General features: G+C 34.5%; 24 protein-coding genes and 1 pseudogene. 12 read left to right on the top strand and 13 right to left on the bottom strand.

Features of this window, described 5'->3' with window-relative positions; translation table 11 throughout:
• Nucleotides 1–13: 13 nt before the first annotated feature.
• Complete coding sequence (locus PGH12_RS07660; RefSeq protein WP_267597575.1) at nucleotides 14–1,849, top strand: TonB-dependent receptor plug domain-containing protein; 1,836 nt, start codon at nucleotides 14–16, stop codon at nucleotides 1,847–1,849.
• A 10-nt stretch (nucleotides 1,850–1,859) separates the two neighbouring features.
• Entirely contained in the window at nucleotides 1,860–2,921 is a 1,062-nt protein-coding gene (locus PGH12_RS07665) for a hypothetical protein (protein WP_267597576.1), read from the top strand.
• 358 nt (nucleotides 2,922–3,279) lie between these two features.
• Here the strand turns inward: PGH12_RS07665 and PGH12_RS07670 are convergent, their stop codons facing one another.
• The 9 genes from PGH12_RS07670 to gldB all read right to left on the bottom strand — a co-directional run bounded on the left by PGH12_RS07670 (nucleotide 3,280) and on the right by gldB (nucleotide 10,449).
• The gene (locus PGH12_RS07670) at nucleotides 3,280–4,701 is read right to left on the bottom strand and encodes a CCA tRNA nucleotidyltransferase (RefSeq protein ID WP_267597577.1); all 1,422 of its coding nucleotides are present in this window, start codon (nucleotides 4,699–4,701) and stop codon (nucleotides 3,280–3,282) included.
• 172 nt (nucleotides 4,702–4,873) lie between these two features.
• The gene (locus PGH12_RS07675) at nucleotides 4,874–5,422 is read right to left on the bottom strand and encodes an L-threonylcarbamoyladenylate synthase (RefSeq protein ID WP_267597578.1); all 549 of its coding nucleotides are present in this window, start codon (nucleotides 5,420–5,422) and stop codon (nucleotides 4,874–4,876) included.
• 65 nt (nucleotides 5,423–5,487) lie between these two features.
• Nucleotides 5,488–5,916: an IS200/IS605 family transposase gene (tnpA, locus tag PGH12_RS07680; protein ID WP_267597580.1), complete on the bottom strand. Its 429-nt coding sequence runs from the start codon at nucleotides 5,914–5,916 to the stop codon at nucleotides 5,488–5,490.
• Between the two features lie 122 nt (nucleotides 5,917–6,038).
• Nucleotides 6,039–6,542 (bottom strand): DinB family protein, encoded by a 504-nt coding sequence (locus PGH12_RS07685; protein ID WP_267597581.1) that lies wholly within the window; start codon nucleotides 6,540–6,542, stop codon nucleotides 6,039–6,041.
• 115 nt (nucleotides 6,543–6,657) lie between these two features.
• The gene (locus PGH12_RS07690) at nucleotides 6,658–7,104 is read right to left on the bottom strand and encodes a GNAT family N-acetyltransferase (protein WP_267597583.1); all 447 of its coding nucleotides are present in this window, start codon (nucleotides 7,102–7,104) and stop codon (nucleotides 6,658–6,660) included.
• 58 nt (nucleotides 7,105–7,162) lie between these two features.
• A complete protein-coding gene (locus PGH12_RS07695; protein WP_267597705.1) occupies nucleotides 7,163–8,344 on the bottom strand; it encodes a cystathionine gamma-synthase in 1,182 nt (393 codons plus the stop codon).
• A gap of 66 nt (nucleotides 8,345–8,410) precedes the next feature.
• Nucleotides 8,411–9,001 (bottom strand): hypothetical protein, encoded by a 591-nt coding sequence (locus tag PGH12_RS07700; protein WP_267597584.1) that lies wholly within the window; start codon nucleotides 8,999–9,001, stop codon nucleotides 8,411–8,413.
• Nucleotides 9,002–9,113: 112 nt separating this feature from the next.
• The gene (gene gldC / locus PGH12_RS07705) at nucleotides 9,114–9,440 is read right to left on the bottom strand and encodes a gliding motility protein GldC (protein WP_267597585.1); all 327 of its coding nucleotides are present in this window, start codon (nucleotides 9,438–9,440) and stop codon (nucleotides 9,114–9,116) included.
• A 22-nt stretch (nucleotides 9,441–9,462) separates the two neighbouring features.
• A complete protein-coding gene (gene gldB / locus PGH12_RS07710; RefSeq protein WP_267597587.1) occupies nucleotides 9,463–10,449 on the bottom strand; it encodes a gliding motility lipoprotein GldB in 987 nt (328 codons plus the stop codon).
• Between the two features lie 123 nt (nucleotides 10,450–10,572).
• Between gldB and PGH12_RS07715 the strand changes: the two are divergent.
• The 4 genes and pseudogenes from PGH12_RS07715 (at nucleotide 10,573) to PGH12_RS07730 (ending at nucleotide 12,860) form a co-directional block, all read left to right on the top strand.
• A pseudogene (locus PGH12_RS07715) lies at nucleotides 10,573–11,100 on the top strand (GNAT family N-acetyltransferase).
• 8 nt (nucleotides 11,101–11,108) lie between these two features.
• The gene (gene nadE, locus PGH12_RS07720; protein WP_267597588.1) at nucleotides 11,109–11,900 is read left to right on the top strand and encodes an NAD(+) synthase; all 792 of its coding nucleotides are present in this window, start codon (nucleotides 11,109–11,111) and stop codon (nucleotides 11,898–11,900) included.
• A 93-nt stretch (nucleotides 11,901–11,993) separates the two neighbouring features.
• Nucleotides 11,994–12,476, top strand: a complete 483-nt coding sequence (locus tag PGH12_RS07725; RefSeq protein ID WP_267597589.1) for a ribonuclease domain-containing protein — start codon at nucleotides 11,994–11,996, stop codon at nucleotides 12,474–12,476.
• A gap of 78 nt (nucleotides 12,477–12,554) precedes the next feature.
• Complete coding sequence (locus PGH12_RS07730; RefSeq protein ID WP_267597590.1) at nucleotides 12,555–12,860, top strand: barstar family protein; 306 nt, start codon at nucleotides 12,555–12,557, stop codon at nucleotides 12,858–12,860.
• Between the two features lie 71 nt (nucleotides 12,861–12,931).
• Here PGH12_RS07730 and pafA read toward each other — a convergent pair whose 3' ends face one another.
• Nucleotides 12,932–14,575 carry an alkaline phosphatase PafA gene (gene pafA, locus PGH12_RS07735; protein ID WP_267597591.1) on the bottom strand — a complete coding sequence of 548 codons (1,644 nt, stop codon included), beginning with the start codon at nucleotides 14,573–14,575 and terminating at the stop codon, nucleotides 12,932–12,934.
• A 417-nt stretch (nucleotides 14,576–14,992) separates the two neighbouring features.
• Here pafA and PGH12_RS07740 point away from each other — a divergent pair, with 417 nt between their 5' ends.
• The 6 genes from PGH12_RS07740 to PGH12_RS19065 all read left to right on the top strand — a co-directional run bounded on the left by PGH12_RS07740 (nucleotide 14,993) and on the right by PGH12_RS19065 (nucleotide 22,131).
• Complete coding sequence (locus PGH12_RS07740) at nucleotides 14,993–15,676, top strand: hypothetical protein (protein ID WP_267597592.1); 684 nt, start codon at nucleotides 14,993–14,995, stop codon at nucleotides 15,674–15,676.
• 75 nt (nucleotides 15,677–15,751) lie between these two features.
• Nucleotides 15,752–16,147, top strand: a complete 396-nt coding sequence (locus PGH12_RS07745) for a hypothetical protein (protein WP_267597593.1) — start codon at nucleotides 15,752–15,754, stop codon at nucleotides 16,145–16,147.
• A complete protein-coding gene (locus tag PGH12_RS07750; RefSeq protein ID WP_267597595.1) occupies nucleotides 16,032–18,992 on the top strand; it encodes a phage baseplate assembly protein V in 2,961 nt (986 codons plus the stop codon). Before PGH12_RS07745 ends, PGH12_RS07750 begins: the two co-directional genes overlap by 116 nt.
• Nucleotides 18,993–18,994: 2 nt before the next feature.
• A complete protein-coding gene (locus PGH12_RS07755) occupies nucleotides 18,995–19,441 on the top strand; it encodes a hypothetical protein (RefSeq protein WP_267597597.1) in 447 nt (148 codons plus the stop codon).
• 3 nt (nucleotides 19,442–19,444) lie between these two features.
• Nucleotides 19,445–20,407, top strand: a complete 963-nt coding sequence (locus tag PGH12_RS07760; protein ID WP_267597599.1) for a hypothetical protein — start codon at nucleotides 19,445–19,447, stop codon at nucleotides 20,405–20,407.
• Between the two features lie 422 nt (nucleotides 20,408–20,829).
• A complete protein-coding gene (locus PGH12_RS19065; protein WP_324290980.1) occupies nucleotides 20,830–22,131 on the top strand; it encodes a PAAR-like protein in 1,302 nt (433 codons plus the stop codon).
• Nucleotides 22,132–22,212: 81 nt separating this feature from the next.
• Here PGH12_RS19065 and PGH12_RS07770 read toward each other — a convergent pair whose 3' ends face one another.
• The 3 genes from PGH12_RS07770 to PGH12_RS07780 all read right to left on the bottom strand — a co-directional run bounded on the left by PGH12_RS07770 (nucleotide 22,213) and on the right by PGH12_RS07780 (nucleotide 26,062).
• Complete coding sequence (locus tag PGH12_RS07770) at nucleotides 22,213–23,139, bottom strand: malate dehydrogenase (protein WP_267597603.1); 927 nt, start codon at nucleotides 23,137–23,139, stop codon at nucleotides 22,213–22,215.
• A gap of 150 nt (nucleotides 23,140–23,289) precedes the next feature.
• On the bottom strand, nucleotides 23,290–23,841 hold the full coding sequence (locus PGH12_RS07775) for a biliverdin-producing heme oxygenase (protein WP_267597604.1): 552 nt from the start codon (nucleotides 23,839–23,841) through the stop codon (nucleotides 23,290–23,292).
• 13 nt (nucleotides 23,842–23,854) lie between these two features.
• Complete coding sequence (locus tag PGH12_RS07780) at nucleotides 23,855–26,062, bottom strand: ATP-binding protein (protein WP_267597605.1); 2,208 nt, start codon at nucleotides 26,060–26,062, stop codon at nucleotides 23,855–23,857.
• Nucleotides 26,063–26,243: the final 181 nt, after the last annotated feature.

Genomic DNA, 26,243 nt, shown 5'->3' on the forward strand with positions numbered 1-26,243 from the left:
AAGCATTCATAATATGGGTATAAAAAGATCTTTAGTCTTCGCTTTTGCCGTATGCAATCTGTCTCTTTACTTCGGTCAGGGGAAAAGCATTGATACTGTATATATTTTTGATAATCAAATGAATAAGGTAAAACTTTTTCACAAGATTACCACTTTAAATCCAGCCGACATTCAGAAAAACTCTTCTAATCTTTCTGAAGTTTTACGTTTTCAATCGCCTGTTTACATTAAAGAAAATGGCCGTGGTGCAGTTTCTTCACCATCATTTCGGGGAACTACAGCGCAACAAACCGCTTTTGTGTGGAACGGAATCAATATCAATTCTCAGTTTTTAGGACAGGGAGATGTAAATAATATTGCACTTTTTGGCTATGACCAGATGGAAATAAAACCGGGCGGCGGAAGTGTAATTTACGGAAGCGGTGCGATTGGAGGAAGTATACATTTAAATAATGATTTAAGCTTTAATCAAGGTTTTCACGGCTCATTAAATTCTGAAATTGCATCATTCGGAACTTTTAATAATTTTCTGAAAGCTTCTTACAGCAATGAAAAATTTAGTTTTAAAGCTACAGGAAGTCACGCGATCAGTCAAAATGAATATGAAGTTCCGGAATCCCGAAATTATATCAACAAGAACGGAAAATATTACAAATCAAACATCAATATTGCGGCAGCCTATAAAATTGCGCCTTATCACCAGATCTCATGGATCTCGGAGACCTTTGATGGCAATCAGCATTATCCGATATTTTTTGAAAGTCAGACTTCGACGAGATATGAAACTCAGAATTTCAGAAGCTTGCTTTCATGGGACTGGAAAAAATCTAAGTTTAATAATATCCTTAGAGCTGCCTACACGGAAGAAAATTTCCAATATTTTGCTAATCTCAATCAACCGAGAACAAGTGGCGGTGTAGGAAAAAACTACATTGTAAAAAATGATTTCAATTATTTCATTACTCCAAAATGGAATGTGAATATCATCGGAGAGTTTCAGCAAAATCATGCAGAAGGAATCGGAACTTCAGGAATTGGAGACGAAGTAAGAAATATAGCTTCAATAGCGGGTTTATTACGATATATCACTTCATCCAATATTAGCTTTGAGGCAGGAATAAAGAAAGATTTCGTGGAAGGATTTGATTCTCCTGTATTATATTCATTTTCAGGGAAATGGAAAGCAGCAAATTGGTATCAAGTGAATTTAAACCTCTCAAAAAATTTCAGATTTCCCTCATTTAATGACCTTTACTGGCAACCGGGCGGAAATCCGAATCTTAAACCGGAAACTTCTGTTCAGGCAGATATGAATCATGAGTTTAAAGTCGGTGATTTTAAACTGACCATGAGTCCATATTACATCAGGATAAAAGATATGCTTCGGTGGATGAGTACTCCGATGGGATATTGGGCACCGTTCAATACTAATCAGGTGGAATCTTATGGTCTGGAATCTCAATTGACTTATCAGAAACAAATCAATCAGCATTATTTTAAACTGAATGCGGGTTACATTTTTACAAAATCTAAAGATCTGGAAATCAACAAGCAATTGATGTATGTTCCTCTTCACAAGGTTTTCGTAAATGCAGATTACAATTACCGTTTTGTGAGGTTTTATATTCAGGGAATGTACAACGGACTCACATATACAGACAGTAACGAAAAAAAATCTGAAGCACTGCAACCGTATTTTGTTGTGAATGCTGGAATTTCTGGTACAATTTTAAAAAAATACACTATCGGTTTTAAAGTCAATAATATTTTTGACGAAATCTATGAAACAATGGCTTACTATCCTTTACCAAAAAGAAATTACAGTATCAATTTTAATATAAATTTTTAAACTATACAATATGAACTTCAAGAAAATCTTACCTTTTTTATTCGCATCGGCGCTACTTTTTAATGTGGCATGTAATGATGACGACTTTATGGAATCAACTAAAAGCGAGGCTTACGAAAATGGAATTTTAATTACTAATGAAGGTGGATATTCTACTCCAACATCCGAAGTTTCTTTTGTGAGTAATGATTTATCTATCTTCGAAAATAAAATCTACGGTAAAAACAACAATGAGGCTATTTTGGGAAATGTTCTCCAATCAGTAGGTTTCAACGGTGAAAATGCTTATTTGGTCTCTAATGTTCCTAATAAAATTGACATCGTAAACCGTTACAACTTTAAAAAACAAACTACAGTTACTGCGAATCTTGATAACCCGAGATACATTGCATTTTCGGGATCTCAGTATTTTGTGACGAATAATAATTTCTTCGATGTAATGAGATTAAATGTTTACAATACTTCTAACAACTCTTTTGTAACAAGCATCAACTTCCCGAGAGCTGCTGAAAAAGTTGTAGAAGCAAACGGAAAAATCGTGGTACAGACAGACGGTATTACCTACCAAACGGTAGCACCTTTTGGTGAACTTCCGACAGGTTACTCATTAACAATAGTGAATCCTACAACGAACACTGTTGCTACTACGATCACACTTCCAAGCAACGGTATCATTAGAGATCTTATCTCTTACAATGGTGACGCTTATGTACTTGCTTCAAGCAATACAGCATCTTACATTTACAAAGTGAATACTGCAAATGGAACGTTCACAACAAAAACTCTTACTCTCGGACAGGCTCAGAAATTGAGAATTGATGCCAATAAATTCTACTTCCATGACAGCAGCAATAAAATCTATTCAATGGATCTGAATTCTACAACAACTCCTACAACTCCGATCGTGACATCTCCCGGAACTTTATACGGATTTAATGTAATTGACGGAAAAATCTATTCTTCTGATGCCAGTTTCACAGGAGACAGCAAAGTGTATATTTACAATACCAGCGGCAATTTGTTGAAAACTCTAACAACAGGAATTGCTACAAACGGTTTTTATAAAAACTAATATTCTTTCGATTAAGATAAAAAAATCCGGCAGTTTCTTTGAAACTGCCGGATTTTTTTATACTTCTTCTTCAAATTATATCTTAAAAATATTATTTCTAAAACTCCAATAAACCACCATGTCGGAAATCTGAAAAAAGTGTACAGCAGAGTGAAGCTATCAACATCCGTTTCACCTTTCGTGACTTTATTGATCTCAAAACCCACTGAAAAAAATGGAATGATAAATCCGAAAAACAAAAAACATAATCAGGTACAATTTCCAATTACGATTTTTAATTATTTTGTATTTCCAAACTCCAAAATTGAAGATGAAAATAATTACCAAAATGATATAATCAAATGTTCCAAAAAACATTTTAAGCAAGTGTTAATCCCAGTTTTTCAGCTTCAGCAATCACAAAACTCCTTGCTTCTTCTTTTTCATTAGCGATTTCTCCTTCTAGAATTGCTTCTTTTACTTTCTCCTTTAAAATTCCGATTTCTCTTCCAGGTTTTAAATTAAATAGCGCCATAATTTCTTCCCCGGAAATAGGCGGCTGAAAATTTCTCACCTGATCTTTCTCTTCAACCTCTTTTATTTTTACCGCAACATATTCAAAATTTTTCTTGAATTTCTCCTGTTTTCTGGAATTTTTGGTGGTAATATCGGCTTTGCAGAGCGTAAAAAGATCTTCCATATCTTCTCCGGCATCAAAAAGCAATCTTCTTAAAGCAGAATCAGAAGCATCATCTGTAATCAAAGCGATAGGACGCGAAGAAAGTTTCACCATTTTCTGAACATATTTCATATCGGCATTCAACGGTAATTTCAATTTGTGAAATAATGTTTTTACCATTTTTGAACCCAAAAACTCGTGACCATGGAATGACCAGCCCATTCCTTCTACAAATTTTTTGGTCGGAGCTTTTCCGATGTCATGAAGTAAGGCAGACCAGCGAAGCCATAGATTATCCGTATTTTCTGATATATTATCGACCACTTCCAAAGTATGATAAAAATTATCTTTATGCGTTTGTCCTTCTACTTCTTCTACTCCTTTCAGCTCTATCAGTTCAGGGATGATGAGTTTCATTAAGCCCGTCTCTTCCATTAACTGAAGTCCGACCGAAGGTTTTTTTGAAAGCATGATTTTATTAAATTCAACCATAATCCTTTCCATTGAAACAATTTTGATTCTTTCTGCTTCCTGCCTGATTGCGTTAAAAGAATTTTCTTCAATCGTAAAATTTAAAGTTGAAGCAAAACGAACCGCTCTCATCATCCTCAAAGGATCATCTGAATACGTTTGTGCAGGTTCCAGAGGTGTTCTCAAAATACCTTTTCCTAAATCACCTATTCCGTCAAAAGGATCAATCAGTTCGCCGAAATTGTTTTTATTAAGAGAAATTGCCATTGCATTGATCGTAAAATCTCTTCTTTTCTGGTCGTCTTCAATCGTTCCGCCTTCCACTTCCGGTTTTCTGCTGTCTTCGGTATAGCTTTCTTTTCTTGCGCCTACGAATTCCAGTTCGAGATCTTTATATCTGATCATCGCCGTTCCGTAGGTTTTAAAAACCGAAACTTTCATCTTGGGATCGATTTCCTGACCAACATTTTGTGCAAGTTCAATTCCGCTCTGTTCGGTAACAAAATCAATATCTGTAGAAGCTTCTCTTTTCATCAGAAGATCCCGCACAAACCCGCCAACGATATAGACCGACTGATTATTTGCTGCTGCAACTTCAGAAATTATTTTGAAAAGTTTTAGATTTTTATTTTGATTGAGGTTGATGAACATTTTATAAAAGAGGTTAGATATTAGAGGTTAGATATTAGATTTACAATACTTTCACATTTGCGAATCTTTATCTAATGTAAAACCACTAAGAAATCGGATTTCAGCTTAAAAAATTGAATTTCCCACTTCTTAATGGCGATGTACTTTTGCAAAGATAATTAATTCTAAACTTTTATTCTCGCAGGACTTTTATTCTATTGTCACTCCAAATTTTGATCACCGAAGAACCAGAGTATTGCGAAACTTTTTCTCTGTCTTCTTCCACCGCAAAATCTACCAAATCAATGATTTCTTGGGAAATATCAGAAAACTTCAACGGACTTTTATCGCCACTGAAATTGGCTGATGTCGAAACCAAAGGTTTATTCAATTTTGTAATTAGTTTTTTGCAATACAGATCTTTTACAAGGCGAATTCCGATGCTGCCGTCTTCTGCAAGCAATTCTTTCGGTAAACCTCTTGGGTTTTGATAAACCAATGTTACCGGTTTTTCGCTCAGATCCATGATTTCCCAAGCCATTTCCGGAACGTCAACCAAATCCTGTAATCGCTTTTCATTTTCCACCAAAATAATCATCGATTTATTTTTTTCACGCTTCTTGATGTCAAAGATTTTGTTGATGGCATCTATATTGGTTGCGTCACAGCCGATTCCCCAGATGGTGTCTGTTGGATAAAGGATTGTGCCACCGGATTTTAATATGTTGATGATGTTTTCCATGATTTAATAGGGGCGGGCTTTAGCCCGTCTTCAAAATTAAGCATTCATTTGGCTTTAGCCAAAACTTACATTTTAAAATCGTATTTTTCAATAAACTCCTGATATTCCTCAGCAAATGTTTTCTTTTGGTGATGCTTTTCCTGATTTTTAATATAATTTCTCACACTGTCTATCATTGATTCTGAAACTGAAACCGCAAAGTATTCATCTTGCCAAGAAAATTTTTTATTTGTTAAATAATTTTTATTGATCCAATGTGAAGATTCTCCCTTTATCAATTGAACAATTTTTTCAATATTCTGATTGGAGCTTAAAGAAATTAGACAGTGACAATGTTCTGAATAACCGTTAATCATATCAATAAAAATTCCTTTTTCCGAAGCGTTTTCTTTAATATGCTTCCAAAATTTTACTCGTAAATCGAGTGTGTTTAAAAATGGAATTCGATTGGTCGTAGAAAATACAATATGAATAAAAATTTTAATGAAAGGCATTTGTGTTCTTTTACCAAAAGTAATAATTTTTAAGTTTTGGCTAAAGCCAATTGATTTTTTTAAATGAAAAACGGGCTAAAGCCCGTTCCTATTGATAAATATAATCTTTAAAAAATAGTAATTTACAATTCCGGTAAATATCTCTCCTCAACCACATTCAAATGATGAATATTATGTCCAACAATCAATTGACAAATCGTTTCCACAGAAATTTCATTTCCGTTGGCTTTCCCAACATTATTTAAAATTGAATGATTTAAAGTTTCCAGCAGAATTTGTGAAGACTTTCTTACGAGTTGATATTCTTCCAATAATGATTCTAAACTTCTATCATTCGCAAAAGAATTGGCAGCGTAATTTTCTTCATCAAAACCGGGCAATTCAGATTTTTCGCCTCTTGCAATAGCTAAAATCCGGTACTGAAAAACTCTTTCTGTGTCTGATAAATGCAGAAGCACTTCTTTCAACGTCCATTTTCCTTCTGTATAAGCGAACTTTGATTGTTCTTCGGTCAGATAAGAATATAAGGAAACGGTTTTCTCTCCAACCAATTTCAATTCTTCCAACCAATTTTCAGATGGAATTAGATCTAAATATCTTTGAATGTATTTTTCGAAATCTGTCATGTTAATATGAATAATAAGTAATTGGTAATCAGTAACATTTTAATATAACAATGGATCAGTCTAGCAATTTAACAATTAAAAAATTGGTAAACTATTACATTGGTAAATTGTTACACTATCTATTCGTCCATTCGTAGAAATTCACCTCATCGTAAATCTCAAATCCACAACTTGGATAAAGTTGGTTTCCGATGTCGTTTGATTTTCCTGTTTCGAGAAGAATTCCTGCTGCATTAGTAGATTTTGCCAGTTCTTTTGCTTCTTCAATTAATTCTTTTGAAAAACCACTGCCTCTGTAATTTTCATTTACAAACAAATCATTCAACAGCCAATACCGCTTCATTCTTGTGGAAGAAAACAATGGATACAATTGCACAAAACCAACCAAATCACCTTCACTTTCAGCAACAAAAATTTCAGAATCAACCTTTTCGATTCTTTCTTTTAGAAATCTTTCCGCTGCCGGAATATCAGAATTTTTATGATAAAAAACCCTGTATTGATCAAACAATTCGGCTAATTGAGGTAAATCATGAATGGTAGCTTTTCTTGTAGTTTTCATTTTAAAATTAATTAAAAACAAACATCCGCTGTAAAAACGGATGCTTGTGATTTTTATTTTAAGAAAATGCTTTTTCTAAATCTGCAATCAAATCTTCTGCATCTTCGATTCCAACGCTGAGACGAACCAAATCATCAGTAATTCCCAATTCTGCACGTTTTTCAGCAGGAATTGAAGCGTGAGTCATCAAAGCAGGATGATTTGCCAGAGATTCTACTCCACCCAAAGACTCCGCTAATGTGAAAACCTTTACTTTCTCTAAGAATCTAATCGCATCTTCTTTTTTACCCGATTTGAAGGTGAAAGAAACCATTCCCCCGAAATCTTTCATCTGAGATTTTGCCAGTTCATATTGCGGATGAGATTCTAATCCCGGATAAATCACTTGAGCAACTGCAGGATGAGATTCCAGGTATTTTGCAACGGCCATTCCATTTTCAGAATGTCTCTGAACTCTTAATGCTAAAGTTTTAATCCCTCTTAAAACCAAATAAGAATCGTGCGGACCTAAAATTCCACCGCTTGCAAACTGAATAAAGTGTAGTTTTTCGCCCAATTCAGCATCTTTTGCGATCAAAGCTCCGGCGATAACGTCTGAGTGACCACCTAAATATTTGGTGGCAGAATGCATTACGATATCTGCTCCCAAATCGATAGGTCTTTGAAGATAAGGTGTTGCAAATGTATTATCTACAGCAACTAAAATATCTTTTCCTTTTGCAATTTCTACAACAGCTTTAATGTCAACCAATTTCATCAAAGGATTGGTGGGTGTTTCAATCCAGATCAACTTAGTTTTGTCTGTAATGACATCGTTGATTTTTGAAGCATCATCAAAATTTACAAAGATAAATTTCAACTGATATTTTTCGAATAGTCTGGTGAACATTCTGTATGTCCCGCCATATAAATCATCCACAGCAACCACCTCGTCGCCTGGATTTAATAATTTTAAAACACAATCGATTGCAGCTAATCCAGAACCGAAAGCCAGACCTCTCGCTCCGTTTTCAATGCTTGCCAAAGAGTCTTCTAAAGCCTGTCTTGTAGGATTTGCCGCTCTTGAATATTCGTACCCGGAATGAACTCCCGGACTTTTCTGAGCAAATGTTGATGTTAAAAAAACAGGTACATTCACAGAACCTGTTGCAGATTCGTGATGCTGACCTCCGTGTATTACTTTTGTATTAAAATTCATTGTTTTATATTTTTGTTGGAAGTTTAGTGATTGAAGAGGGATATTTTTACATCCTTCCAAATTACGACTCCCTGAGTTGTTTTTCTACTTATTTTTATTTTCTTAGAGCTACCCAAATATATCAAATTTAAAAGAATTTCTTTTTTTTACATGGTAATCTCTGTCAAGAGAAAGCCTTTTTCCGTACTTCAAATCATGTATCACAAATAGTAAAAAGAGATGAAATGAAGTTTTTTGCATTATTCTATCAGTGATAATTTCTTCTGTGATGGTTTCATTACTTTCGTTTACATATTGAATTTCTAAGAACTCCTCAATTCCTTCATTATCTTGAAAGGAGTATTTCCATGATACAATTTCCCAAGGAATTATTCTGGTGTAATGTTTAAGATGTTCATTTTCAAATTTCAAGATACTGTAACTTTCATTTTTCACAGAAAAATATTCTGTTGGAATTTTATTCTCTGAAATAAAGGCCTTACAATCTAAGTTTTTAATGAACTCTTCAATTTCTTTTTTAGTGAAATTGTCGTGAATATTATATTTCTTGTCACCAAAATATTCTCTGAAAAAAATATAACTGATAATGTTTCTTTTATCCTTAAAATATTTGTGAGCAAATAATTTCTCAAGCAGAGGAATCAAAGCTATATAAAAAATGATAATCCCTATAAACCATGCAATTTTACAAGAAGTCAAATTAAATATGACAATAAAAACGATGTCTAAAATAAAAGCAAGAAAAAAAGAAATATGACTTATTCTATTCTTAAGTCGTACATATTTAAAGAAATCCTGCAACAAAAACATCTTACATCTTAATTGCAGATTTCACCGCAAATTCTTCAGCAATATCCTCAATCCATGCCGCAACATCATCTTCTCCTGTAGCTCTCTGGTAGGTATTTCCCATAGAAACTAAAATCTGATGCATAAACATTTTCATCTGATCGACCGGCATATCTTTCGTCCAAAGATCAATTCTTAAAGCTTCCGATGTTTTTTCATCCCACACAGAAATCATTACCGCTTTAGTTTCCTCTTTTTCTACTCCGCCGTCTGCTGCATTCCAAGTCATCAATTCGGGGATGTGGTTTTCATCCAGCTCTACATCTATCGTTATTTGAGTCTTTCTCATTTTTCTATTTTTCTAAACTTTATTATTCTTCTAATTTCGGTTTGTAACCTGCTTCATTGAAGATTTTTGTAGCATCCATTTTCAGGAATTCAACCAACTTAGTCTCAGGTTTCTTTTTAAAATATTCTCTGCAGATCTGCCATCCGGTGAAGATCCCCACCATTGGCGACGAATTATTATCAATTTCTGTATAAAACTTCGAAAACGGTCCGGGAGCTATAAAACGCTCTGCCAATCTGTGATCATCACCAAAAATCAGATTATTTTCAACAAAATAATTGTAAATATTGGCTTCGTTTGCTTTTGCCCAGTCATATTGTTCTTTTGTATAATCCATTTTCAGATAATCAGGAATTGCGGGCAAAAACGCGTCTTGCAACATCATTATTTTACCATTGTAGATCATAATGTCAATAAATTTCTGACTTTCCCCTGAATATGGAACGATGTTTTCAGCAAACATTCTGGATACTTTCGGAATGATATTGCTGGGATTCATTGATTTCTGAAAATACAATTCCAACCCTTTATAATTAGCATTTTTATCACCCATGAAACCTGAAATATCTATAAAAAGAAAATTAGATTTCTCGTCGTACAATAAAGGATCCTGAATCATCTGTAAAGCCGATGAAAAAAGGAAAACCTTTGGATTTTTAAATTGCGGAAAATAAAACTTGATGTGCGAAAACAAATCCTGAAGTTCGTTTTGTAATTTCTTCTGATCAATTTTCGCAATCGCCTCTTTGTAGATTTTTACTTGCTCAACATCCGTTCTTCTCTTACCAAAATCTTCATCAGGAACCGTTCCCTGAAACCAAGGAAACTTTGCTGTAAATTGCTCCAAAGGAACATTCTGATCGTAAAACTCTTTTGAGATATCAATCATTTCCACCTTTTCGGCAGGATTTTTTATCTCTACCTTCCAATCTGTTTCATGCTCTTTTTTACAAGAGTTTAAACTTAAAACTAAAAGGCATGAAAGTGCGGCAATTCTAAAAATCTTCATTATTTTTACATGAAATTTAAGTTTACAAAAATAAGGATATAAATATAAACTTATGCTGAAAAAGGATTTTTTTGTGGCTATAAGAATGATAGTAAAAAATTAAAAAATAATTCCACACGAAAGATGAAAATTTATCTCGAAACTGAAAGACTGATCTTAAGAGAAATTCTTCAAGAAGATGCTGAAGCTTTTTTTGCTATGGACAGTAATCCTGACGTTGTAAAATACGTGGGAATAAAACCTTTGACCGAAATCAGCCAAAGTGTAGAGATGATTGAAAGCATTAGAAATCAATATATTGAGAACGGAATAGGAAGATGGGCAGTCGTTAGAAAAGAAGATGGAAAACTGGTTGGCTAGAGCGGTTTAAAACTGATTAAAGAAATCAATAATCATCAAAATATTTACGATCTTGGATATCGTTTTACTCCTGAATATTGGGGAAAAGGCTATGCTACGGAAACTGCAATCGCAGTTTTAAATTATGCATTTAATGAAATGAAACTTAACAACGTTTTCGCATACGCAGATGTTGAAAATGATGCATCCAATCATGTTTTGAAAAAATTGGGTTTTGAAGAAAAAGATACATTCATTGATGAAGGTGACACCTGCTTTTGGTATGAACTAAAAAAAGAGAATTTTAAATAAAAAATATAATGCAAACACAAAAAGTAATAGATCATATTGTACAATGGTTGAAAGAATATGCCGAAAAATCAGGAGTAAAGGGTTATGTACTGGGAGTTTCGGGAGGTGTTGATTCGGGAGTGGTTTCTACTTTGGCAGCAATGACTGGTTTAAAAACTTTGTTGATCGAAATGCCGATTCGGCAAAAAGAAGATCAGGTAAATCGCGCATGGGAACATATGAATGATTTAAAATCTAAATTCCCAAATGTGGAAGCGATGTCTGTGAATCTTACACCGGCTTTTGAAGAATTATACAAGACTTTTGATGTTCACGATGACGAATTTCCGAACGAAAAACTGGCTTTTGCCAATACAAGATCGCGTTTGCGAATGATGACGTTGTATTATTACGGACAAATTAACGGTCTTTTGGTCTGTGGAACCGGAAATAAGGTGGAAGATTTCGGGATTGGCTTTTACACCAAATACGGCGACGGCGGTGTTGACGTCTCTCCTATCGCAGACCTCTATAAAACAGAAGTTTACGAACTGGCAAGAGCTTTAAATTTAGTTAAAAACATTCAGGAAGCAATTCCTACAGACGGACTTTGGGACGCTGAAAGAACCGACGAAATGCAGATCGGCGCCACCTATCCTGAGTTGGAAAAAATTCAAAAAGAATGGGGAACTAAAACAGAATCAGACTACAGTGGAAGAGATCTGGAAGTCTTTAAGATTTTCAGTAGAATGAATAAGGCTGCACAGCATAAAATTAATCCGATTCCGGTTTGTGATATTCCGGAAGAATGGAGAAATTAATTAGTGTAACTATTTATCAGTGTAACAGTTTACCAATACTTGAAGATTGTTACATTGCTAGATTGTTATATTATTACATTAAATTTTATATTTATGAATCCTAAAATTCGTTCGTTACTTTTTGCATGCATGGGACTTCTTTTCGGAATGTCATTAATGTATATTTATAATAATTTCATCGCTGATAAAAAAGCTCCGCTTGAAACTGAAAATGTTCCAAATGCTAATAAAAGTCAATCTGGAAGCCAAACAATTGATGAACTCACGAAAGAGAAAACAGTTATCGCCTATGTAAAACAAAATCATCAGCTTCCTGATTATTATGTTACTAAAAATGAAGCGAAAAAGCAAGGTTGGAATCCTTCCCAAGGAAATCTGTGTGAAGTTCTTCCTGGAAAAGCTATTGGTGGAGATTACTTTGGAAACAGGGAAGGAAAGCTGCCAAAAGGTGAAAACTACAGTGAAGCTGACGTTAATTACAATTGTGGAAACAGAAATGGCGACAGAATTGTTTTTACCAAAAATGGGGAGGTTTATTTAACTAAAAATCATTACAAGAGTTTTGAAAAGCAGTAAGTGAAAAGTGTAAAACATTTCTAAAAAATAAACATTGGAACTTTAATTAAAATAACTCAACTATTAGATACATAAACTATGAACACGACATACATCGACTTCGCAGACCTTGGAGATTACGAAGATTTTTACACCCAGCTTAAAGAAAAAATAAAACTTCCGGCGCATTTCGGGGATAATCTGGATGCACTTTCGGATGTTATTTCAGGCGAACTGGAAATGCCTTTGCACCTAGAATTTGTTAATATGAGTGTTGATCAGCTTGAAATTTTTGAAGATCTGTTAACTACTTTAGAAGACGCAGAAGATGAAGTGGAAGACTTCACTTTCACCTATTTTCTTGAGCAGTTTGAGGATGAGGATGATGAAGAAATTGCCGAATAAGATCCTTTGGATATAAATAATAAACGCCGCAAATGAGAATTTAGCGGCGTTTATTGTAACTGATATTTAATTTATTTTCCTAAAACTTCCATTAGTGGTTGTCCTACATTTCCGCTTGGGTTTTCAATTTTCAGAAATTGAGCAAGTGTAGGCGCAATATCTGTCATAAAGTGGGAAGCGTTGCTTTCACCGTGGGCGACTTTCCATCCCATAAAAATTAATGGAATATGAGCATCGTAAGAATTCCAGACACTGTGCGTTGTTCCTTTCTTTGCATAATTGGGAAGCATTCCGTCGTGAGAAACGATTTGGATGTCACCGCTTCGTTGCCAGTTGTAACCATTGATTACTCTGGTTTTTATAGGTTCCGGGATTGGCGCATTGGCTGCATCTTTCAGATCTACAGCGTAAAGAACACGCGGATCTTTATTTAAATTTTCGATGATGCTTTTTTTAATAGCACTCTCATCAAGTTTTTTTTCTGTAATCAATTGATGATTAAGGTAGATCTGATAATTGTCTATTCCTAAAATTAATTTGCTTGCTGCATATTTTGTTTCTAATTCTACACCTAGATTTTTTTCTAAACCGTCATCGAAAAATCCGGTCATCATTTTATTTTCTTTCATGAAACCTTCAGCATGAGCGCCGCCATGATCTGCTGAAAGAAAAACCAGATATTCACCCTCTCCTACTTTTTTGTCAAGCATTTTGAAGAAGTTTGCCAACTCAGCATCCAGTCTTAAATAGGTATCTTCCACTTCAATTGCGTTTGGCCCATAAGCGTGGCCAACGTAATCTGTAGATGCTACATTGATGGCAAGAAAATCTGTAACAGGATCTGCACCAAGCTGATACCCATCAATTGCTGCTTCTGCAAATTTTAAAGTATATGCATTTCCAAAAGGTGTAGTTCTCAAAACTCCTTTATTGACCGCAAAATCTGCCGCAAGATTGTTGTACGGAAAAGTAGGATTTTTCGCTGTTCCCAAAGGTTTTTCCCAAGGTACATCATCTCTTGTGCTTTCTGTATATTGGCTTATCGGCAACAAGGTATTCCATCCGTTGGCAACCAGTTTTTCTGCTAATTTCTGATCATTAAATCTATTCACCCACTCCGGTAAACTTTGCATGTAGTAAGAACTTGTTACAAAATTCCCGTTAGTTTCATCAAACCAAAAAGCTCCGGTCGGATTATGACCTGCCGGCAAAATTGAAGCCCTGTCTTTTAATGACACTCCAACTACTTTAGACTGAAAATTACTTGCAATTCTCAGCTGATCGGTAATCGTTGTACTCCAGAGATTTTTTGGCGAATGACCGCCGATTTTATCGTTTGTACCTACACCTTTCACGTCTGTGTCTTCGGTACAATAGATGTTTTTTCCGGTTGCTTTATCTGTCCAGTCGTTTCCTGCAATTCCATGAATAGAAGGTACAGATCCTGTATAAATTGTCGTATGACCTATTGCGGTTACTGTAGGAACATAAGGAATCATCACATTATTAAATGAGAAACCTTTGTTCAGCAATCTTTTGAAACCGTCATCACCGTACTTATCGTAAAAACGGTACAGATAATCCCACCTCATCTGATCAATCACCAAACCTACCACAAGTTTTGGCCTTTCTAACTGTGATTTTTTATTTTTTTGAGCATTTACAGTGAGTAAAGAAATAAAAGTAACTGCAGCAATCGTAATTTTCCTTAGCATTGAATAATTTTTTTTGTGGTCACAAATTTACGGGTTTTCAGAGTTTTGAATATTAAATTAATTGTAAGTTTAAATAAAATATTTCATATATCTATTCAAAAAGAAAAACTGTAATATACAAACGCAATCAATCTTCTGTGGTGAACATTCTCCTAACTAAATAAAGTTATTAATCTATCCGCGCAATCGTATTACTACCTATGTAAAAAGCAATTTATTCAGGTGCATAATGCTGTCAGTTTGCTGGTAATCATTTTAGCGTATGTACGCGACACAATTATACCATACAGGCAACCAAATCGATATTACCGGGTAATATTTTAAATGTATTATCATGATTTAATATATAGTATAGCATAAAATATTAAATTCATATAAAAATAATTATTATGTTTGTGTGAATTAAAATTTATTATTATGTATATAAAACAGGAAGAATATTTACCATTAGCTAAAGATGTAATGGCAAGTTTCAGCAGAGATCTCGCAGATTTCGCAGACGAAGATCATAATTACACCCAGGCTTATCTTGACGCATTTCAGGCAAAGATTATTGAAACAGAACAAAAAGAAGCGAGCAATACTGCTTTGGTTCAGCAAAAACAAATTACTCAGACTCTATATCTGTTGGGTGAAAATTTAAAGAGACCTTTAAAAAGCCTGAGAATCCGCATTGAAAGAGCCGAAATACCTACCAAGCTTACCGTTCAGGTTTTGAAAGATGTAAAGAACAGAAACTTTGAAGGTGTTTCTGCGAAACTGGCAGATCTTGTATCATTGGTCAACAGTAACAGTACAGCTTTGCAGACAAAAGGTATGAAAAGCACTCTACCACAGGAATTGCAGGATGCACAAATTTCGATTGCTGCCAAAGCCGATGAACAGTCACAGATGATGAAGAGTGTAGCCGGAACTATTGATGTCAATAATGAGCTATATAAAGCCCTCTATAATTATATCTCGGAAATATGTGAAGACGGAAAACTGATCTATGAGGGCGAACAGAAAGCTGATGAATACACGATCAAAAAAATGCTCACCAAACTGCACGCTAACAAAATAGCGCCTATACAGGAAAAAACGCAAAATATAAATCCTTAAAATTTACATTGACCTTGATAAAATAATTAGCAATGAAATAAATAATTATATTTAATACAACAAAAACACAACATTATGGAAATCGAAAATTTCGACTCTGTCTTCGGTACCTCCCGCAGATTTAAAGACTGGCTTCACGACAAAACCAACCCTTTGGTATACTGTCTTCTGACCATCGACGGAAAAGATTTTTTGAGAAAAAATAGCTACACCGTAGACCTCAGCCAGAAAACTAACGACCACGATACTTTTTATATTACCGTTCCGGATGATGCTCTTGATACATTCAAAGGCTATGTAATGGAAAATTCTAAACACCTGCTGGGAAAAGAAATAGGCATCACATATTGGCGTTATGGTACGATCAGACATTATTTCAGAGGCATCATCGGAAATAAGAAACAAAAAAGACGAAGGCGGAGGCTACGGAGATCTTCACATTACAGGTTATTCACCAAGTATTTTGCTTGAAAGCGGTAAAGACTGTCAGAGTTTTGAAGACAAAACCTTAGAGCAGATCATCAAAAAGGTTACTGAGGAATATCCACAGGAAGCAAAGGTGGAAATTTCAACCATTCATCTGAACGGATACAACAAAAACCCGCTTCCCTACGCCGTACAATACAAAGAATCTGATTATCAGTTTATAAAAAGGTTAGCCATTCGGCACGGAGAGTATTTCTATTATGATGGAGAAAAACTCGTCTTCGGAAACACGGTACAACCCATCCTCAAACTAAGCGAAAATGTAGATTTAATAGATATAGAATTTGAGATGCGGATGCAGGCTCAGGATTTTACCTTCACGGGTTACGATGCCCAAAGCGGAAGCAAAATAGAAAAAGACAGCAGCAATGCAAGAAGTGAATCTAAGGATAGTCCGTTTCAGAGCATTGCGGTGATTGCGTCCAAAAAAATATTCAGGAAGAAACCCAAAATGCACTTCAACCATACAGGAATCCAAAATTGGTCGGAAGGACATTTGGCAGAAGCCGTGAGATTAGAAAAAGAAAGCCGCGAAAATCTGATGCAGGTGCGAGGAAGAAGCAAAACTCCTGAACTGAAAATCGGAGGCAGAGCCAGAATTTCAGACATCAACGGAAGGGCGATGGAAACGTACAGGATTATAGAAATAAGACACGTTCATGAACCGGGAGACTATTACAACGAATTTGTAGGCATCCCGGATTTATTCAACGCCGCACCCTACATCGACATCGAAGCCGTACCGAAAGGTGAAGAGCAGCCTGCAAGAGTTGTAGATAATAATGATCCTATGGGAGCAGGTAGAATAAAAGTGCAGTTTCCGTGGCAGGAAGATAAAAACCATATGACACCTTGGATAAGAACAACAACAATGTACGCAGGAGCAGGACGAGGCGATTACAAAATACCTGAAATAGGTGACGAGATTTTAGTAGGTTTTGAAAGTGGTAATGCCGAAAAACCGTTTATGTTGGGAGCGTTGTACAATGGAGCGGAAGTTTCGGGGTATCATACACCAAATAATGATATCAAAGCGCTAAGAACCCGAAGCGGAATTGAAAGTTTAGCCAATGATGCAGAAGGAAGCTGGAAGCAGAGTACTCCGGATGGAAATTTTTTATGTTTTGACGGACAGGGAAATGCGACGCTGAATGTGCCTAAAGATTTAAGCATTAATGTAGGGCAGAATTTCAATATCAATGTGGGACAAAACGTATCGTTTCTGGTAGGCTTAAAAGCTATCTACAACATTGGCGTGCAAATGATGATGAACACCCCAATTTTAAAATATTTTATTGCAGACAATTATCATCTTCAAAGTCCTAAAACTCTCATTAATGGAGAAGGCGAAATAAAAATTGAAGCTAAAGAAACGAATTTAGCAGGAACACAGAAATTATTTATGCACTCGGATGAAATAGCAACGGTTAATTCCAAAGGGACGATTGATGTAAAAGGCAAGAATGGAACAAGCCAAAATAACATGCCTCAGAATTACAAAATGGTTCCTGTCTATGTAGATGAAAGATGCTTAGTTAGTTTTAGACCAAAAGACGACTGGAATGGTAAAGGTTATGGTTTTGACTGGATACGTGTTGGCGATACTAAAATACCTGGTGATGTTTATTATGGGAATATAATGGGGAAGTATAATGGTGCTTATGCTTCACGAGGAGGAATTATGACAAAAGATAAAAATGAATTTGTTAAGCTGATGTCTTTATTTAATCCACATAATTATACTGTAAAAACGAAAAAAGGAAAAAAAATTAATTTGAATTATTGTGTGCCTTGGCTAAGTCTTTATCCCAAAATAATTGTTAAGAACATAAAACAACCCAATGGAAAAGTTGTGCCAACGGAACTTACATCCACTTATAAAAACACGATAGCGACACTTAGGGTAATTGTTGAGGTTAAAAAGAAGCCTGAAAAATTGCAATTGGAGTATGACGATACATTATTTAGCATTACTCATAAGCCTTTTCCTTTGGCAGTTGGTAAACACGAAATAGAAGTAACTATTATCTGTTTGAAAGAATTTGCTAAAGACCAGCCCATTAAAGTGATTGCAACATATAAAGATGCACAGGGAAAAGAAGAATTGTCTTTGGCTGGCAAGCTGAAAGTTGCAAAGAATAAAAACCGATATAAAGCAAGGATTGTTTTTATTCAAGTTTCGACAAATATTGGAAATAGTAAAAGAACAGGACAACCTTCAGGAAGAGAATCTGAATTAAAAAAATATATGAATCAGGCTTTGGTAAATCCTCATTTTGAAAAAACATTAACTTTAGATTTAAGCCTGGACGTAAATCCTGTTACAAAGCAAAGACATAATCGAAAGACTAATTTTAACAGAATAGTTACTCCTATAAATAGCCCAACAGGAGGTTCAGACAAGTGGATTTATGATGGTACTGAAGATAAGATTTATAAGTTCTTAAATGAGGAATTGTACAAACAATACGGTACAAAATATCAGAATATTTATAAGGTCTATTTTATTGATGAAAGTAATGGGCATTTAAATAGTAGTGGAAATTGGGAGGGAGCTGTAGCAGGAATTGGAAGAACAATGAAAGATTCTAAAATAAAAACAATATTGGTTTATTCTTCTGGTTTTGCTGACAGTACCCTTGCCCATGAGGTTTTTCATTCAATGGGCTTATATCATAGTTTTGACAATAATAGTAATTTTACTTTTGAGTTTGAAAAAACAGATAACATTATGGATTATTCAGATATTGCCCCAGTTCCCATTACTGTAATAAGTACTTATCATTGGCAATGGAAAACTTTACAGGGTAGAGCGGGAGAAAAAGATTAATTATGAAAAATATAATTTATTTAATATTGGCCATATTATTTATTTCTTGCACTAAAAAAGAAAGAAATACTAATGTTAAAAACCAATATCAGCAAGACATTCTTAATCATAGATTTCTTTCCGATGTAGTACTTGGAAGCGAAAATGATATTTTAAAAATAAATTTATGGCGAGATAATAGAAACCATTACTTCAAATCGGCAGGAATATCAACAAGTTTTTTGAATGATAGTTTTGGTAGCGGAAATTTTGCACCTTGTGGAAATGATTATTTTATTGATGTTAATGGAAAATTTATACTTTATGATACTAATAAAATAACGATTTCTGCTGATTCTCTAACATATTCAGGAGAAGATAAAAGACCAACAGCATATAAAAATGGAGAAGAAACCGATTATTCTATTTCCAAAAAAGGCGATACTATTACACTTACAAAAATTGATTAAATAATGAAAAGAATAATTTATATAATTTCCTTATTGTTCATAATTTCCTGTAATTCACAGGATAAAAAGCCTGACAGCAAAATATTAGATAAACCACAACCAGTAAAGCATAATACAATGAATAACGAATACGATTATAAAAAACTAGTCAGTTCCAAGACAGAATACTTTGATATTAAAAAATTTTACCAAAATAATGAAGATGGCTTGGGAAAAACTTATGAAACTGAAAATGGAACAAAAACAGAAGAGTCTGCCGGTGATGAAGGAGGATGGTTCATGTCAAATTCTACGCTCAAAAGTTCACTCTTTACAATTCATAAAGAATTTAATTTAAAAGGTATTATCCAAGAAAAATGGGTTAATTTTAGAAATGGTGGCGGAGCCGTAGGCATAAAATATAAGTTCGATGATTTAGGTAAATTGATAAAAGAAGATGATACGGATAAGAATTTTAAAATTACCCCTCAAGATGTGATAAAATTCTGTCAAGAAAATAATATTGATTTATTTTCTGATTATACATTTATTGAAAGATTTATAGATGAAAAAACAAAAGAAAGTTTTTATAATGTCAATTATAGAGGAAAATACGAAGAGAAGTTTGGTGCAAGAATCGTAATTCAGTTAGACGGAAATTCGGGAGAGATACAAAAAGTAATCTGCATCAACGGAAAGCATAATGATTCCGTAGAAACTTTGTATGATATAAAGGAAGAGAAGGAAAAATCTGCAATGATTTATAAATCTTATCAAGGCAAAGACTACAATCAAGCAGAATGGATAGTTTTTGAAGAAAAAAAATATGAAGCCTACTGCAAAAGAACAGGGAGACCTTATACACCCAAAAATCAGAGGCAAGAACCAAGAACTGATAACCAAGGATACAAAAGTCCTTTTTTAGCCGATGATTTTGAGAAAGGCACTGACAATACACCAAAGAAGAAGAAAGGATATTGGGGATAAATCATTAAAATAATACTATGAATAAATTATCAATTCTAATTTCGCCTCTGGAAAAAACAGTACCACATTAGCAGACGAACCGCAGCATGCTCTAGGATTATATCACACACACCCTGATGCAAACATAATACGACTGGATAATCTTACTCCACAAACCTCTCACTCAATTGAATCTCCTCGTGATAATCATGCTTATATATTGGGATAGACAATAGCAAATGAATGTTTGATGGAATAAATTATGTTCCTTACGTATTTAATGAAAATGTAGCAATTGACAAAAAATTTATATACCATCATGCTCATGCAGATCTTCTTCTAGCCACGTTAAATATTATGAGCTATAGTGGGCATGCAAGAAAATATACATGGCATTGGCAATGGGTAAAAGCAAATAATAATATTCATTAAAAAAATCAATTATGAAAAATATAATATTAATCTGTGTTTGTATATTATCCATTAATAACTGCAACGCACAAAAAGGAAAACAAAAGCATGCTACAAATAAAACCATCACTAAAAAAAAGAATATGAACCTCTATCAATATCTAATAAATAAGTCTTTTGAAAAAATAAACCCTAATCAAAGAGAGGGAAGAGAAACTTTACCAAATGGAAATTTTCTTGAAGTGATTGTAGCTAAATCTGGCTCCTCATTTAATGAAATTATTAAGGATAGTTATTATCTAATTTATAAAGGATATTATCCCAATGGCAACATTCGTAATAAAGGTATTTCTTTCAATCAAGATACTTTTCAAATGGGCATTTGGTATGAGTTTGACGAAAATGGGAAACTTATAAAAGAAACCGACTATGACGAAGGTTATGATTTTACTTTGGAAAATGTTATAAAGTTCGCAGAAACCCAAAAAGACATTCGCAGATATCAAGACCTAAATAATGTTGTTTTTCCACAAGGCGAATACACAGTATTAAATCCAGGGTCAAACAATACCATAAGAAAAGAAATCCGAGAAGGAAAAAATGTCTGGGTATTAGAATATAATTTTTCAGAAAGAGAACAAAGTATGATGCAAGATGGTAAAATCGTAGGCAGAGAATATATTCAAATATATACAGAAATTGTTCTGGATGGTAAAACAGGGAAAATATTATCCAACAAAAGAATAGGTGAAAAAGAAGATTCGGTGGTACAATCTGAGAAAAAAAGAAATACATCCCTACTTGCCAATCCCGAAGAAAAAGGTACATATCATAAACGCGAACTTGGCACTGCCTACGCTTCCCAATCAGAACTAAAAGCTAACAAAAACATTTATCAAACATATGAAGGTAGATACTACACAAAAACAGAGTGGGATGAGTTTTACAAAACTTTATCTTGGGTAGACCGTTTATTTTTAGGAAAAAGTTATAATATGCCACAAAAACTCACAGAAAAAGCATTGCTACTCTGCGACAAAGGAGCAAAACTAAGTCAGCTAAAAGTAACCAGCCAAACATTCAGCAAAGCAGAGGATAAATTGGTTGCCACAGAACAGGACAAACGAGCCGAAACCAATATCCCAAATTTTGGGGTTTGTGCTATTACTAAAAGCAAATGTAATCCTGCTGTAATAAAATGGGAGAAAACCACAGAAAAAGATGTGATCAACAATTATAAAATCCTTACAGATGAAAGCACTTGTCAATGTTCCGTGGGAGGAAAAATTTCTGTTCAGCATAAAGGTCACAATGAAAAACATGACATAGTTTAATTACAGAATGCTCACAACTCTAATAAAAAAACCGTCCCGAAATTTCGGGACGGTTTTCATTTATATAAAGTTTAAAATAAATTAAAACTTCAAATCACCATTCACTTCTCTTACTGCTTTTGCAGCTTCAGCAAATTTCAACTGTTCGTCAGCTGTTAATGTGATGTTTACGATGCTTTCAACACCATTTTTACCGATAATTGCAGGAACACCTAAGCAGATATCGCTTTCGCCATATTCTCCATCAAGCATTAATGAACAAGGGATCATTTTCTTTTGGTCACAAGCAATTGCCTGAACCATTACAGAAACTGCTGCACCCGGAGCGTACCATGCTGAAGTACCCAATAATTTTGTTAATGTAGCACCACCCACTTTAGTTTCTTCAATTACATATTTTTGTTTTGCATCATCAAGAAACTCCGTTACAGGAACTCCGTTTCTTGTTGCTTTGCTTAATAAAGGCAACATTCCTGTATCACTGTGAGCAGCGATTACCATACCGTCTACGTCTGAAATTGGAGCTTCCAACGCCTCAGCCAATCTGTATTTGAATCTTGCAGAATCTAAAGCACCACCCATTCCGATGATCTTGTGCTTAGGAAGACCAGAAGTTTTGTGTACCAGATAAGCCATCGTATCCATTGGGTTAGAAACCACGATGATGATAACTTCAGGAGAATTTTTTACTAAATTTTCAGTAACTTCTTTTACGATTCCCGCATTGATACCGATTAATTCTTCTCTCGTCATTCCCGGTTTTCTTGGGATTCCTGACGTGATTACTGCTACATGAGAACCTGCTGTTTTGCTGTAATCTCCTGTCGTACCGGTAATTTTTGTATCAAAACCGTTTAGAGATGCAGTCTGCATCAAGTCCATTGCTTTTCCTTCAGCAAAACCTTCTTTGATATCTACCAAAACTACTTCCGAACAGAAGTCTTTCATTGCGATGTATTCTGCACAACTTGCTCCTACAGCGCCTGCACCTACTACAGTTACTTTCATAATATTTTTATTTATTGTTTTTAATGGTATTATGGAACTTTACAGATTCATAATATTTTTATTTTGTTAGTTTAATTTTTGCTTCCCAAATGTACAAATTCCCGAAAAATTGAGCAATCTTTCGGGAATTTTAATTATTATTTAAGAAAATTAATTAACGCTTAGTAAAAATGTATATAATTTCTTAGCTCCGGATAATACTTCGCTGTAATTTTCTTCAGCAACTTCATTATCCAAAACTTCTTTAAAGTTCTTCCACATTACACCTGTATTTTCCTGATAACATCCAAAAAAATTAAACGTCACATCATCAAAACCTTCAGTTTTTGAAAGCTGTTTTGCAATGACATTTCCGCCCAGAGTAGAGCCTTCAATGACATACATTGCTCCCAAAGCTTCGTTTTCATTGTTTACTTCAAAATCATGAGAAGCTGTTTGGTTTTTTAAAGCTAAACTTGCCAGATCTTTCTCTATTAAAGGAAGTTTTGCTCTTTTATTTAAATGAAGTTTGTCAGAAAATTTATCAGAAAGAGTACTAAATATTTTGTTTTCACTGTGAAGAAGCATCAAATAATTGGTATTGATGATTTTTTTATAATCTTCTAAAGTAAAAGTTTTATTGAAAATTTTTTGAGAACTAAATAATTTTTCTGCAGCATCATGAAACTCAGCTGTATTCTGTTTTAGATATTCCGACACCATAATCTTATTTATTTTAAAGTTTCACAAATTTAGGGTTTTGGAACGTCAAAATAAAACAAGTTCCGTTATTGGTGCTTTCATAATCTACATTTCCACCGATTCTGTTCATAATACGATGAACGATGGAAAGACCAATTCCGTTTCCTTTAAACTTTCTGGCATTATCCATCCTGTTGAAAATTTTAAACATTCTGTGCTTCTCAGTTTCAGGAATTCCTATACCGTTGTCGGTGATTCTGTAGATGATCTGATCGCCTTCTTCAGAGCCTTCAATAAGTACAGTTGGCTGATCCTGTTTAGAAGAATATTTTATGGCGTTGTTGATGATATTGAGAAAAACCTGATGCATTAAAGTTTTATCAGCCAAAACATTCGGGCAGTCTTTGATAACAACTTTGCTGCTCAAACTGTCGAAAGTCAGTTTGGCATTCTCTGTAATCTTTTCAATAGTTTGCTTCGTTTCTAAGTTTTCAAGCTCAATTTCACTGTGTTTAGCACGGCTTAGCTGCAGAACATCATGCATCATCTCTGCCATATTGTCGATCTCGTCAATAATCGAGCTGATCTTATGTTTGTTTTTATCTGAAGTTTCCGAAAGACTTTTCAGCAACATCTGAGCGTTGAGTTTCATCACCGTCAATGGTGTCCCGAGATCATGCGAAATGGTGTACGAAAAACTGTCGAGTTCTTCGTTGACCTTTTTAAGCTGCTCATTGAGCCTTTTAATCGTAATATATTGTTTGTGTGAAGTTTCCAGAATTACATCGCGTACAGCTTGCACGGCAATTTCGTTTCTGCTGCTCCATCTTTTTGAATTTCCTTTAATATCTTCTTTAAAAACTTCAAAAGAAGTTCGTGGTGAAACGATACTTTTCTCTTCTCCGTTTTGCGAAAACACACCGATTTTCTTTTCAGGGTTTCCGGCCCAGTTGATATGTTCATCAAACTCTTTTCTAAACCAGATCAGCAATTCGTTTTTACTTTTTTCAACAAAATAAATTACGATTCCGCCTACCGTCTCGTCCAGACCAAGTTCTTCACCAAAATCTTTGAGAAAACTACGGCTGATAAATAACATTTCTTCTGTATTCTGGTATGCCCAATCTACAATTTTTTGAATTGTTGCATGATCAGGGGCAGTACCATCTGTGACAATATAATTTTCTGAAACCACAGCTAAACCGTCTGCATCAGGCAGATTTCTGATGGCAGATTTGTTTTCTACCAACGATTCAAACAAAGTATTATGCTTTAAAAATTCAGACTTCAGCTGAGATGCTTTTAAGCTTAAATCCAAACGATATTCGAGCTCTTTTTTTGACTTAAATGATGAATAAGCGTTAGATGCCAAAACGGTAAAAATGCCCGCCTGCACACGATCTTCAAGATCAATATGCTTAGGCTCAGAATTCTGACAAGTCACCAGACCCCAAAGCTGATCATCTATGATAATTGATATACTGAAACTTGACGAAGCTCCTGAATTTTTGATGTACTGACCATGAATTGGTGACATTGCACGCAATGATGCAAATGTAAGATCGATGCTTTGCAGAGTTTTACTCAGAATTTTCACGGGTTCAGAATGCACATTACTGAAGATTCTTTTTCGCTTTTTCTTATAAAGTTCCCGGGCCTGTCTTGGGATGTCAGATTCAGGATAATGGAGACCGAGGTAGCTTTCTATATTCGCGTTTGTTTTTTCTGCAATTACCTTACCAGAACCATCTTCCATGAATTTATAGACCATTATGCGGTCATAATTGATGATATTGAAAAGTGTACCCAGAAGCTGATCCCAAATTTCTTTTTGGTTATCAATTATATAGAAATTGTCGTACTTGTTGGTAATTCTTTTATTAGGATTTGCTACCACGGCTTCGAATTCGAAGAAAATATGATCCTGACTTCTAAAGACAGAAAAATGATATTCTTTACCTTGGATAAATATTTTGTCAAAATAAGTTTCGTTATCTCTTCGGGTAAGATTTTCCAGCGATTCGTAGATATCCGATGCCATTACGCTATGGAAAAGCTCCGGAAAGTCTGTCATTTTCTTTCCAAAAAAAGCTTCAGAATTTTCAGTATTAAAAATATCCGTAATATTTTCACTGAAAAAAGCAATGGTTTGATCTTCTGCATCAATGCCAATCAGATAACCAAAACTTTGTATGTAACCCGGTATTTGGATGGGCTCCTCATGACATTCAACAAAATTCATAGATAACACTTAAAGAGATCAAAGTTAATCATTTTTCCTCCTAAAAATTACTTTGTGGTAGGTGTAATGAGATTTGTATATAGAATTAATAAAAATTATATTTTTTTATTCTTTCCTTAACAATATTGTGAAATTATATCCTTATGAAATATTATTTTCGACTGATAAATGATTATACATC

Source organism: Chryseobacterium sp. CY350 (assembly GCF_027945075.1).
Taxonomy (GTDB): domain Bacteria; phylum Bacteroidota; class Bacteroidia; order Flavobacteriales; family Weeksellaceae; genus Chryseobacterium.

Excerpts from the sequence above, each read along its gene's own strand:
- PGH12_RS07660 (WP_267597575.1), top strand. The coding sequence starts at position 14 with ATGGGTATAAAAAGATCTTTAGTCTTCGCTTTTGCCGTATGCAATCTG.
- PGH12_RS07665 (WP_267597576.1), top strand. The coding sequence starts at position 1,860 with ATGAACTTCAAGAAAATCTTACCTTTTTTATTCGCATCGGCGCTACTT.
- PGH12_RS07670 (WP_267597577.1), bottom strand. The coding sequence starts at position 4,701 with ATGTTCATCAACCTCAATCAAAATAAAAATCTAAAACTTTTCAAAATA.
- PGH12_RS07675 (WP_267597578.1), bottom strand. The coding sequence starts at position 5,422 with ATGGAAAACATCATCAACATATTAAAATCCGGTGGCACAATCCTTTAT.
- tnpA (WP_267597580.1), bottom strand. The coding sequence starts at position 5,916 with ATGCCTTTCATTAAAATTTTTATTCATATTGTATTTTCTACGACCAAT.
- PGH12_RS07685 (WP_267597581.1), bottom strand. The coding sequence starts at position 6,542 with ATGACAGATTTCGAAAAATACATTCAAAGATATTTAGATCTAATTCCA.
- PGH12_RS07690 (WP_267597583.1), bottom strand. The coding sequence starts at position 7,104 with ATGAAAACTACAAGAAAAGCTACCATTCATGATTTACCTCAATTAGCC.
- gldC (WP_267597585.1), bottom strand. The coding sequence starts at position 9,440 with ATGAGAAAGACTCAAATAACGATAGATGTAGAGCTGGATGAAAACCAC.
- gldB (WP_267597587.1), bottom strand. The coding sequence starts at position 10,449 with ATGAAGATTTTTAGAATTGCCGCACTTTCATGCCTTTTAGTTTTAAGT.
- nadE (WP_267597588.1), top strand. The coding sequence starts at position 11,109 with ATGCAAACACAAAAAGTAATAGATCATATTGTACAATGGTTGAAAGAA.
- PGH12_RS07725 (WP_267597589.1), top strand. The coding sequence starts at position 11,994 with ATGAATCCTAAAATTCGTTCGTTACTTTTTGCATGCATGGGACTTCTT.
- PGH12_RS07730 (WP_267597590.1), top strand. The coding sequence starts at position 12,555 with ATGAACACGACATACATCGACTTCGCAGACCTTGGAGATTACGAAGAT.
- pafA (WP_267597591.1), bottom strand. The coding sequence starts at position 14,575 with ATGCTAAGGAAAATTACGATTGCTGCAGTTACTTTTATTTCTTTACTC.
- PGH12_RS07740 (WP_267597592.1), top strand. The coding sequence starts at position 14,993 with ATGTATATAAAACAGGAAGAATATTTACCATTAGCTAAAGATGTAATG.
- PGH12_RS07745 (WP_267597593.1), top strand. The coding sequence starts at position 15,752 with ATGGAAATCGAAAATTTCGACTCTGTCTTCGGTACCTCCCGCAGATTT.
- PGH12_RS07750 (WP_267597595.1), top strand. The coding sequence starts at position 16,032 with ATGGTACGATCAGACATTATTTCAGAGGCATCATCGGAAATAAGAAAC.
- PGH12_RS07755 (WP_267597597.1), top strand. The coding sequence starts at position 18,995 with ATGAAAAATATAATTTATTTAATATTGGCCATATTATTTATTTCTTGC.
- PGH12_RS07760 (WP_267597599.1), top strand. The coding sequence starts at position 19,445 with ATGAAAAGAATAATTTATATAATTTCCTTATTGTTCATAATTTCCTGT.
- PGH12_RS19065 (WP_324290980.1), top strand. The coding sequence starts at position 20,830 with ATGAAAAATATAATATTAATCTGTGTTTGTATATTATCCATTAATAAC.
- PGH12_RS07770 (WP_267597603.1), bottom strand. The coding sequence starts at position 23,139 with ATGAAAGTAACTGTAGTAGGTGCAGGCGCTGTAGGAGCAAGTTGTGCA.
- PGH12_RS07775 (WP_267597604.1), bottom strand. The coding sequence starts at position 23,841 with ATGGTGTCGGAATATCTAAAACAGAATACAGCTGAGTTTCATGATGCT.
- PGH12_RS07780 (WP_267597605.1), bottom strand. The coding sequence starts at position 26,062 with ATGAATTTTGTTGAATGTCATGAGGAGCCCATCCAAATACCGGGTTAC.